8 protein-coding genes and 1 pseudogene are annotated in these 10,086 nt (G+C 59.7%); 4 read left to right on the top strand and 5 right to left on the bottom strand.

The window, feature by feature from the left end; genetic code table 11:
• A partial coding sequence (locus CP49_RS45445; protein WP_197423316.1) for a transposase occupies positions 1 to 283 on the top strand: 283 nt, incomplete at its 5' end.
• 75 nt (positions 284 to 358) lie between these two features.
• Here CP49_RS45445 and CP49_RS33665 read toward each other — a convergent pair.
• From CP49_RS33665 to CP49_RS45430, 4 genes and pseudogenes are all read right to left on the bottom strand, one after another.
• Positions 359 to 892 carry a phosphatidylglycerol lysyltransferase domain-containing protein gene (locus tag CP49_RS33665; RefSeq protein ID WP_082646376.1) on the bottom strand — a complete coding sequence of 178 codons (534 nt, stop codon included), beginning with the start codon at positions 890 to 892 and terminating at the stop codon, positions 359 to 361.
• A gap of 427 nt (positions 893 to 1,319) precedes the next feature.
• Positions 1,320 to 1,940 carry an SET domain-containing protein-lysine N-methyltransferase gene (locus tag CP49_RS33660; protein WP_057854433.1) on the bottom strand — a complete coding sequence of 207 codons (621 nt, stop codon included), beginning with the start codon at positions 1,938 to 1,940 and terminating at the stop codon, positions 1,320 to 1,322.
• Positions 1,924 to 2,670: pseudogene (locus CP49_RS48140) on the bottom strand (transposase); the annotation flags it as partial. The gene CP49_RS33660 and the pseudogene CP49_RS48140, both read right to left, overlap by 17 nt.
• Positions 2,671 to 2,680: 10 nt before the next feature.
• Positions 2,681 to 2,974 carry a hypothetical protein gene (locus CP49_RS45430; protein ID WP_156438799.1) on the bottom strand — a complete coding sequence of 98 codons (294 nt, stop codon included), beginning with the start codon at positions 2,972 to 2,974 and terminating at the stop codon, positions 2,681 to 2,683.
• 848 nt (positions 2,975 to 3,822) lie between these two features.
• Here CP49_RS45430 and CP49_RS33650 point away from each other — a divergent pair.
• On the top strand, positions 3,823 to 5,220 hold the full coding sequence (locus CP49_RS33650) for an IS1380 family transposase (RefSeq protein ID WP_057854432.1): 1,398 nt from the start codon (positions 3,823 to 3,825) through the stop codon (positions 5,218 to 5,220).
• A gap of 264 nt (positions 5,221 to 5,484) precedes the next feature.
• Here CP49_RS33650 and ltrA read toward each other — a convergent pair whose 3' ends face one another.
• On the bottom strand, positions 5,485 to 6,807 hold the full coding sequence (ltrA, locus tag CP49_RS33645) for a group II intron reverse transcriptase/maturase (RefSeq protein WP_197423317.1): 1,323 nt from the start codon (positions 6,805 to 6,807) through the stop codon (positions 5,485 to 5,487).
• Positions 6,808 to 7,288: 481 nt separating this feature from the next.
• On the opposite strand from ltrA, the gene CP49_RS49055 reads away from it, so the two are divergent.
• The gene (locus CP49_RS49055; protein WP_338060430.1) at positions 7,289 to 7,654 is read left to right on the top strand and encodes a substrate-binding domain-containing protein; all 366 of its coding nucleotides are present in this window, start codon (positions 7,289 to 7,291) and stop codon (positions 7,652 to 7,654) included.
• 1,082 nt (positions 7,655 to 8,736) lie between these two features.
• Complete coding sequence (gene ccrA, locus CP49_RS33630; RefSeq protein ID WP_082646377.1) at positions 8,737 to 10,014, top strand: crotonyl-CoA carboxylase/reductase; 1,278 nt, start codon at positions 8,737 to 8,739, stop codon at positions 10,012 to 10,014.
• Positions 10,015 to 10,086 lie beyond the last annotated feature (72 nt).

Genomic DNA, 10,086 nt, shown 5'->3' with positions numbered 1-10,086 from the left:
CGACCGGTTCAAGGTCTGGATCAGCGGCCAGGTTCGCCGCGTCACCAAAGCCATCCGCCGCGAGATGCGGCGTCGTGCCGCCGTCGAGCCTGTGATCGGCCATCTCAAGGACGACCACCGAATGCGCCGCAACCATCTCAAGGGCCGCGACGGCGACCGCATCAACGCCGTTCTCGCCGCCGCCGGCTACCACTTCAGCCTGCTCCGCCACTGGTTCGCGGAACTTTTACGCGTCCTGCTATGGATACTCTGTCGCCGCCTAGCGCAACCACACCTTGCGTAAAACGGTGCTCAGAAACGTTCTTCACGAACGACTAACGACCAAAGTTGATCCAAGTGCAGCTTACATCCATCCATGTCAAAAGGATATCCGCCCACTGAACTTTTCCACAAGTCCGGCCGGCCGCCAGCTGAGCTTCGCTTGGCGCAAGCCCGGAATACCGAGATACTGTCCTCGATTGATAAACGTTGCTTCGGCCGCAATGTTCGCTGCGAGTACGTGAAGGACATACTCATAGCCGCCCTTGAACTCCCGTTCGGCCTTCTCATGGTGTTCCACGAACATGTTAGAGTTGAGTCGTTCGCCAACGGCAAAACCCACGAGCTTCTGACCTATCTCTACCACTACTCCCTCTATGGGCAGGGAATCAAAGTGCTGGAGAGCGACTTTAGCGGCGGAGGTCTCCTCTTCTGCCGAATCTCGGTCAGCATCTTGCTCGCTCAGCCATCTCTCTTGAAGCTCGATGCAAACAGTCGCATCCCGTGCCTGCAGCGCCCGTACCTTCGGATTGAGACCGGCAAACCTCCTGACGAGGTTTCGCTTCCCTTCGAACTTCTTACCCTTCAACCTGATCAACTCGTCGACGTTGTAGTAGTTAGTCACTGTTGTCACACGGGCAGGCTTCCTGAAAGCTCATCCGAAAGGTTCCTTGGGATTCGCACCCATCGGTATGTCCCGAGCCTGGGAAGCGGCTCCAACATGATCTCTTTCGGATGGTCTCCTATCGGAGGAAAGAACTGCGGCTCGTTGTCCGATTTGCGTTGATACGACACCACGAGGTGATTTCGATATAGACAAAATTGGTGGTTCTTTATGTCGGCCCAGCAGAAAGTGTTTGCAAAGCTCATTCACAGCATTTGGGCGGAAACTCCGCAAAGTAACGGTCGAAGATGGTCTTCTGAGCCATCGATACCGGTTGCATCGCGTCTAAGATGCTTTTCATGCTCTCCGCCTCTCACGACAGCACGTTGCGGCGATGGGTTTCATCCGCATTTCTCTACCCTCCCAAGAAGATTGAATTCGCTTGAGGTCCGCGCGTTCAGCGGGATAGTGGATTGATCGAAGCCCGCTTAACTTCAGACGTCATTTCCGCGAGATGCAGCAGTGCAAATCGATTTATGCGGCGCAAGTAGTCATTTTGATTTGTCTCCACCAAATATCTGTATCCGCAAATACGGTTCGGAATCTGACAGCATCGACAACTGAAGCTTTCGGCGAGCGAATACTCGGAGCAGTTGTAGTCAATCGTTATTTCGTCGGTGTCACTACGAATCTGCTCGATGGCGTTCAAGACGATGCTCGCGCCTTCGACGCGGACGTACGCGTTGGGACGACAACTGTGGTTAATGAAGTCAATGTAATCACTACAAAGGTGTCGATGACGATCGATCTGTATCGTTCTCTTGTGTGCCACAGGTAAAACAGCCCCAAAGAGTTTTCCTACGACATCGCCGCTCGATATTGTTCTGCTTGAGAATAGACCAAATCCGTTGATCTTGGATGTTCCGACGAAGAGCCAGCCACTTGTCTCGTGGGCATTGTGATCCTGATTCATGCTGCGAGGTCTCCCGCCATCCCTGATGGACGGCACGATGGTGACCGCCGCCCAGCTAAACATTTTCGCCGTCGTACTGCCGTGCTCCTCATCTTCCGACGGCAATTAGGCAATCTAAACCGCGCTGCCACAGCTCGGTCAACCTATCAACTCTGGGAGTCAATATCGTTGGTAAGCCACTCAAGCGCCTTATACTCCTTCGATGCGCTTCCGGATGCGAAATCAACCGGGTGGAACTCTGCGTCTTGAGTCGTCGCTTGCACTCCTCGTGCAGCCGCTCGAATTGCATTCGTGGTGCGTCCGCTCTTCCAATGACTCGGCGGGCAATCGCGTGAAGGTGAAGAGCCGGTCGACGGCCTCTGGCAGGCTGTCGGCCACCGCACGATGCTTGAGCCGCCATTTGGGGATGAAGGCTTTGCGCCGCGCCTCGATCTCCTCGCGCGTCGCCGAGTAGATCATGTCGCTGTAGTCGCGGTGATCTCCTCATACAGGCGCTCGGGCGCATGCGCCAACAGGTTGCGGTGCTTGTGGACCTTGCAGCGCTGTACGGGCACGCCATCCCACACGGCGGCGATCGTAGCCTCAAGCCCCGGCGCACAGGCTTCGGTGTTCTCACCGCTTACTCTTGATCGCCAGCAACACTTTCTGACCGTCTGCACACGCCGACGACGACAGACGCGCACGATCCGCGCCAGCAAACAGCGTGCCCAGAGCGCGGCGCCCCCGTCGCGTGTTGGTGCCGGACAGGTAGACGGCCGGCGATCAGCGGGTCGGCCGACAGCGTGCGACGCTGAGCGGCCCAGAGCGCGTGGCTCTTCCGTTCCGTCGTCCCGCCCTCCGGGGTGTCAAGCCGGGCAACCGCGACCTAAATCGGCCCGAAGCTGCCGGTCAGCGACCGACGGCCGACCGTGCCGATGACCGGTAAGGCCGGCCGCCCTCTCACGGCCGACCTGCTTGCTGCGTTCGTAGCGCGGGCGCGCAAGGGCCGAATCGGGCTGGCTGCGGATCAATTCTTCAATGAGTTCCAGCACTTGTTCACGCACGGCAGTTTCGATCGAATCGAGCCAATCGTCGAAAGGCTGGGGAGCCGTTTCTCCTTCACACTGCGGTGAAGGCGTCTTCGTGATATTGCTGGTCATGGCGTGGTCTCTGATCCGGCGTCCGACGCCGGATGATTCGAGTCTGATCACCTCGGAGACCACGCCACCTTCAATTCGAACCAATCCCGCGACGGGTCCCGCGCGGCTCACCGGAGCGGTGTCGCAAACTCGATATCACACTACCCGTAACCACGACTTTTCCTTCCCAATGCGGAGTCGGCCGCCATGCCCAGACCTGGCGCCGAACCATTGAGCCAAGCCTTAACAGAAGACTCACTGGGCGCGCCTTCATGCGCGACCCATGTTCCGACCAATAGCTAAAATTCTCCGCCTGTATGACGTCAAAACCGCGATGGCGAGCTCATCGCGATCTCAAAGATCTTTCGCCTCGGTCAGCGGCCACCTTTCCGGCGCGGCACGATGGGATCGCACGAGAACAACCGGGTGATGCCGGAGAAAGCGGAACCATGCCAGCGCGTCCTGGCGAGACACCACAGGGCCGTCATCCTCAGCCAATGCATGAGAGGCGACTGGCATCATTTTCGTCCTTCGCCGTCCATCTCGGATTGAAGACCCCTGACGTCGGAAAGCCGACAAAAAACGGCACGGGCGGCCCACAGAGACGTCGGGAGGCACGCTTGTTTCTTTGGTCAAGAAGGCGCGCATCGGCTTCAGCGACTGGCACGCCGATTGCTGGATGAGAAGGAAAGAGCCACCGCAAAGGTGGGGTTCGTGCCAGGAGTTGCCGATGAAGCTTGCCCGATTGATGCTCTTGAGGCGAGGTTTGTGCTAGCCCGCATTTCTCACAGAGTTAGGCGCATCGGGGCGCCGAATCAGCGAAAGTTCTTTTGCGAGAAGGACTTTGCGATGATTCGAGGAGCGCCCCGATGCCGACAGAGTGTAGCGCAGAGCGGTTTGATTTTGGAAGGGTGGAAGGACGCCTCGTGGAAGCGGCCTTTGACGCTGGACTGGTGACGTCGGATGCCGGCGCGCTGCTTCTGGGCGCGGCCGATCGGGCGATCGATCTGGTCGGGCGTTTTGCGGATTGCTTTCGCGATCATCGCCGGCAGGACCTGATCGAGCACACGGTGGCGACACTGATCGGGCAGCGGGTATTTGGCATCGCGCTCGGCTATGAAGATCTCAACGACCACGACGAGTTGCGGCACGATCCGCTGATGGCGGTGCTTTCGGGCAAGCTTTCGGCCCGGCGCGAGGACTGCGCGCCGGTGGCCGGCAAGTCGACGCTGAACCGGCTGGAACTGAGCCGAAACGAGCCTTCGCGCTATCACAAGATCGCTTACGACGCGGCGGCGATCGAGGCGTTGCCGGTGACGCTGTTCCTGGAGGCGCACAAGCAGCCGCCGCGCCAGATCATCCTCGATCTCGACGCCACCGACGACCCGTTGCACGGGCAGCAGGAGGGGCGCTTCTTCCACGGCTATTACGACTGCTACTGCTATCTGCCGCTATACGTGTTCTGCGGCCGGCATTTGTTGGCAGCCAAACTGCGCCCCTCCGACATCGACGCCAGCGCGGGCAGCGTCACGGAGGTCGAGCGGATCGTCCGGCAGATCCGTGCCCGCTGGCCGTTCGTGCGCATCCTGCTACGGGCGGACTCAGGCTTTGCGCGCGAGGCGCTGATGGCATGGTGCGAGCAGAACCGCGTGGATTACCTGTTCGGGCTCGCTCGCAACACGCGCCTGGTCGCCATGATCGAAGAGGAGCTTGCCACGGCAAGAGCCGCGGCCGAGAAGACCGGCCGCCCGGCGCGCCGCTTCAGGGACTTCCAGTGGACGACGCTTGATAGCTGGAGCCAGGAGCGCCGCGTCGTCGCCAAGGCGGAGTGGACGCACGGCGAGGCCAACCCGCGCTTCGTCGTAACCTCGCTCAAGCGCAGCGAGGCGGGCGCGCGGCAGCTCTATGAGGACATTTACTGCGCCCGCGGCGACATGGAGAACCGGATCAAGGAATGCCAGCTCGATCTCTACGCTGACCGCACCTCGGCTCAGACCATGCGGGCCAACCAGCTCAGGCTGTGGTTCGCCGCGATGGCCTACGTGCTGATCTGTGCGCTGCGGCGCATCGGCCTTGCCGACACCGCCTTTGCCGACGCCACCTGCGGCACCATCCGCCTCAAGCTGCTGAAGATCGGGGCACTGGTGCGCATCTCCTGCCGCCGCATCAAGATCGCCATGGCCTCGGCCTGCCCAGCCGCCGAACAATGGGGCCGTGCTGCCCGTCGCCTGGCCGAAGCCGCCAAGGCCCGCGCCTCGCCGGCCTGACACGCGCCGCCGCAACGCGCCCAATCCGCGGCATCATTAACAAGCCCCAGCGGAGACACACAAAACCAAATCGCCCCAGCGCCTTCGGCGCCACGGTCCTCGTCGCCTTCGCGCCGATCAACCAATGGCCGTCGCAAATCAATTGGCCCTGGTAGAGTCGAGGAGAGGCGCGGTGGCTTGAGCCGTGTTGGCATCGCTCCGTTTCCTCTCCCCGCTCATCAAACCGGACGTGCGGATTTCCCGCATCCGGCTTTCCGACTGGCTTCACTGCAGGGCACGCGGCAGTGGTCCCAAGTGGACGCGCCGGAGGTGGAAGACCCCGAGCGCGCCGAACACGGCCTCTCGCGGAAAGAGGCTGGTGCCGTGCGACGGCACCTTGTGACGTCGAACCAGGAATCGGCGGACCCGCTCGTAGACGTGGTTATCAACGGCCCGGTACGCCGGCAGCCGAGTGCCGTAGCAGAAGTACGCGCTCCAGCCCCGCAGCATGCGGTTGAGCTGGTTTCGCACTTCAGGCCATGCACCCATGTTGCCAGGAACCAGGATGTCGCTCACCTTGACCTTGAGCCGCTGGACGCTCTTCTTTGACGGGCTCGCGCCCAGATACCAATGACCATCCTTCCGGTAATGGTGCGGGCCGAAGCTATAACCAAGGAAGTCGAAGCGTTCGTGCCGGGCGTCCCGGACCACGGTCTTCGTCTCGTTGAGGGCAAGCCCGAGCTTGGTCACCACCATCCGCGTCCACGCCAGCGCCTCATCCGCGTACCCGTGGCTGAGGATGACGAAGTCGTCGGCATAGGAGATGACGTGGGCCCGGTAGGCTTCACCTCGTCCAGTGCGCCGCCAGTGCTTAAGGAAGCGGTTCATGTAGATGTTGGCGAGCAGCGGACTGACCACACCGCCTTGCGGGGTGCCCTTCCGGCTTCTCTTCCCACCTGTCATGTGCGGCTTCCCGTCCGCATCTCGCTCCTCGACCGGTGCTCTGAGCCACAGCTTGATCAGCCGCAGCCCGTGCCGGTCGACGATGCGCTGCGCCACCGACCGCATCAAATCTTGATGCGGAATCGTGTCGAAGTATTTCGCCAGATCGGCGTCTACCACGTCGGTATAGCCGCGGCAGAGCAGCGCGTGCACCGCCTTGATCGCCTCGGTCCCGCTCCGTTTCGGTCGGTAGCCATAAGCTGCGGGATCAAGGTCCGCCTCGAAGATCGGCTCCAGCACCAGCTTGGTGGCAGTTTGCACCACCCGGTCCCGGATCGTCGGGATGCCGAGTGGCCGCTCGCCGCCGCCCGGCTTCGGGATCATCACCCGTCGCACCGGTGCAGGCCTGTACGCTTTCGCGACAAGGTCCTTCCTGATTTCGGCGAGCCACTCTTCCAGCCCCGCCGCCTCGATCATCGCGAATGTCATTCCATCCACGCCCGGCGCGCCCCCGTTCGCACGGGCCAGCGCATAGGCGTGGGCCAGGATGTCTTCGCGGTAGATCTTGTCGTAGAGCAGATAGAAGCGAAACGCCGGTTCAGCCTTCGCCTTGCAATACAGCTTCCTCTGAAGACTCCGGATGCTATCTGGTGTTGTCAGGCTCATCGCCAATCACCGATCCTCCTCTCCGTCAGACGCGCGCCAGAAGTCAGGGTCCTTCCCTCCGCCGGCGTTACCCGGTTTCAACGGTACCGCAACCCTGTCCGACTCCCGCTGCGGACCGCCGCCAATTGCGACGTTGAAGACGCGACCTCCGCCCGCTGCGGGTCTCCCCCAATTACCCGAATCACCATTCCGGCGTGCCGTGCCCACTACCCCGGCGGATCGAGACAGGTGCTCGTGTCGGTTACTTCCCTGTCCCACGCGGCCTTCCCCGAATCTCAGGCGGGTCGGCATCCGCAATTTCACTTTCGAGGCCTGCTCAGGCTTTACTCACGTTACGGCCCACTGGATTGCTCAACCGCCCACGGCGGCCTTTGTCGCAAGGCTTCAACCCGCCCGATTGCTCAGACAAGCCGCTTGCCAGCTACCAGATCAAACCGACTACTGTCTGGGTGGTACCTTCCTCCACTGGTGATCCGCGCCGTTGGGGCGCACTGAGAAATGCGGGCTAGGCAGCGCCCAAGCGGCAAACATCAGTATCGCGGTTGCCGCGAACTTCACCGACCCGGCCAAGGAGATTGCTGTAGCTTTCAAACGGAAAACCGGCCTTAGGGCCCTGCTGAGCATCGGCGCAAGCCGACAGTTTTACAGCCAGATCACGCTAGCCGCGCCGTTCCAGGTGCTTCTTTCGGCCGAAGGCTCCAGCCCCGAGGGAAACTGTTCGAGGATGGTCTCGCGGTTTTCGGAAAGCCGCTTCACGTACGCGATGGGCACGCCCGTGCTATGCAGAACGACCGCGAATCGTGAACGTGCGGAGATGCTCAAGTCACAGCATCCATCAAGCCACTGATGTTTAGCGCAAGATGTGGCGTTGTGCTGCTCTTATGAGATCGGCATGGCATTGCCCTCGAATTCATGTTCGATGGGGTCGAGCGCGGTAAGTCAAGCATCCTGCCGTTGACCACCTTTGAGCAGCTCCAAAATGGATGTGGCAGGTGTCGGCTGAGGAGCATACCCTTTGAAAGTGATGGACCGATCTTGCGCGTCCCTCCAGAATTGGTAGGGCGACTTCCCCTCCCTTTTGCTGTACTCTTCACGATCGAGACTGCCGACCGGTTCGTGACTAAAAGTGCCGCGATTTGTTAGGTCACCGCGGAGATCGTGCAGCTCTCCCGAGGCTTATGTGTATCGGGGATCCGCATATTCAAAAAGTACCTGGAGATCGGCTGCACATAATACGATCGATAAACAGTTCACGGTTGCCAAAGCAATCGCCAGAATACGGGCTATTACCAGCCGCTGCCTCAACTTCCGTTGAGCGTCCGCTGTCGACTGAACTTCGCATGGCAATGGCCCCGATAGTAACCGCAAGATATTACCTAAATGAGTTGTGGCAAGCCATCGATCAATTCGGGATTCATGTGGTTACGGCCGAATTCGATCGGACTGTGTTTTTGGCGGTCGACTCTCTGCCGAATGTCCTCGTTGCGTCACGGCCAATCCGAGATGCATTGAAAGCCTGTCAACGCCTTCTCGAGAATCGCCCAACCGTAGATGCTGAAAGCGCTCGGCGAGAAGAGATCTTGTCTGATTGCACGCGTCGCCGATCGCTCAAGACGCAAATCGGTTGCTTCGGCTTCTCGCCGATACTGTGGGATTATAGAGCCCTATGGACACTCGTTGAGCAACGGCCGCACGGCCTGGGAAACATTTTCCGGGCGAGCGCTTCGCGGATGCTTTTAATTCCCGAGCCTGAGGCGCTGACGGCGATCTCGGCAGTCGACGGCAAAGTGCTCCGGCGAGTGGCCTGCAACCATCTAACAAATCAAGTAGCGCTGGAGGCGCTCGCCTGACGTGTCCGTGCGACGAGCCGAGCGTCACGAGCCTGACTCGCCGGTGCGCCTGTTCATTTTCATCTGCATCGAGGTACATATGAGCGGAATCAATCAACATAGCGGCTACGATCCGTCCGTGGCGAACTATACCCAGGCTGTCGCGAAAAATCTTTACGAGATCGGGCAGATTCCGCCATTGGGTCATGCACCGAAGCGCATGTATGCTTGGGTGATACGCCGAGAGCGGCATGGGGATCCAGAGATTGCGATGCAAGTGGAGGTGGTTGATACGCCCTCCGTAGGACCGGAGGACGCTCTGGTCATGATTATGGCGGCCGGACTCGGCTACAATGTTATTTGGGCGTCTCTCGGGCAGCCGGTCTCGCCCTTCGACATGCATGGGCACTCTCATCACATCGCCGGATCCGATGCTGCGGGAATTGTTTGGGCGGTGGGAGATCGCGTGAAGAAATGGAAGGTGGGTGACGAGGTGGTTCTTCATTGCCATCAGGACGACGGCGACGACATCGAATGCAATGGGGGCGACCCCATGTTTTCGCCTTCTCAGAAAATTTGGGGTTATGAAACTCCGGACGGATGCTTTGCGCAATTCGCGCGCGTTCAATCGCGTCAGCTATTACCCCGGCCAAAGCACCTAACCTGGGAGGAGAGCGCCTGCTATACGGGCACGCTGGCGACTGCATACAGGATGTTATTTGGTCATCGCCCACACGCCATCCGACCAGGTCAAAACGTTTTGGTGTGGGGCGCGGCTGGCGGACTTGGCTCGATGGCAGTCCAACTCGTAGCTGTCACGGGGGCGAACGCGATTGGCATCGTATCTGACGAGTCGAAGCGTGACTATGTGATGTCATTGGGGGCCAAGGGCGTGATAATCCGGAACAAGTTCGACTGTTGGGGCCGACTTCCCGATGTCCATGAGACCGCTTACAGCGATTACATGAAGGAGGTGCGCCGCTTCGGCAGAGCCATTTGGGAGATTACAAGGAAGGGCAACGACGTCGACATTGTCTTCGAGCATCCGGGACAAATGACATTTCCAGTCAGCTGCTACGTCGTGAAACGAGGCGGAATGGTTGTCTTCTGCGGTGCGACCTCAGGTTACAACCTTACGATGGATGCGCGCTTTATCTGGATGCGACAGAAAAGAGTCCAGGGCAGCCACTTCGCGAATCCATATCAAGTGTGGGAAGCGAATCGGCTTGTTGTTGAACGGCGGATAGATCCCCGTCTGTCCCAAGCCTTCAGGTGCGCCGAAATTCCGCAAGCACACAAGAAGATGTGGAAAAACCAGCACCCGCCTGGAAACATGGCGGCTCTTGTCCAAGCAAGTCCGGCGCGGTCTACTAGCTAAATGAAGGAGGTTTGGAACTAGTACCCGGAATCAGAGCTGAGTGATACGGCGGCCTTTGAAACGGCGTTGACG

The organism is Bradyrhizobium valentinum (assembly GCF_001440405.1).
In the GTDB taxonomy this organism is placed as follows: Bacteria; Pseudomonadota; Alphaproteobacteria; order Rhizobiales; family Xanthobacteraceae; genus Bradyrhizobium; species Bradyrhizobium valentinum.
Note: the sequence above shows the minus strand (reverse complement) of the source record. Positions and strands in the feature narration are given on the sequence as shown.

What these genes read in the sequence shown, in the direction of transcription:
- ltrA (WP_197423317.1), bottom strand. Translation starts at nt 6,807, where the DNA reads ATGAGCCTGACAACACCAGATAGCATCCGGAGTCTTCAGAGGAAGCTG.
- ccrA (WP_082646377.1), top strand. Translation starts at nt 8,737, where the DNA reads ATGAGCGGAATCAATCAACATAGCGGCTACGATCCGTCCGTGGCGAAC.
- CP49_RS33650 (WP_057854432.1), top strand. Translation starts at nt 3,823, where the DNA reads ATGCCGACAGAGTGTAGCGCAGAGCGGTTTGATTTTGGAAGGGTGGAA.
- CP49_RS45430 (WP_156438799.1), bottom strand. Translation starts at nt 2,974, where the DNA reads ATGACCAGCAATATCACGAAGACGCCTTCACCGCAGTGTGAAGGAGAA.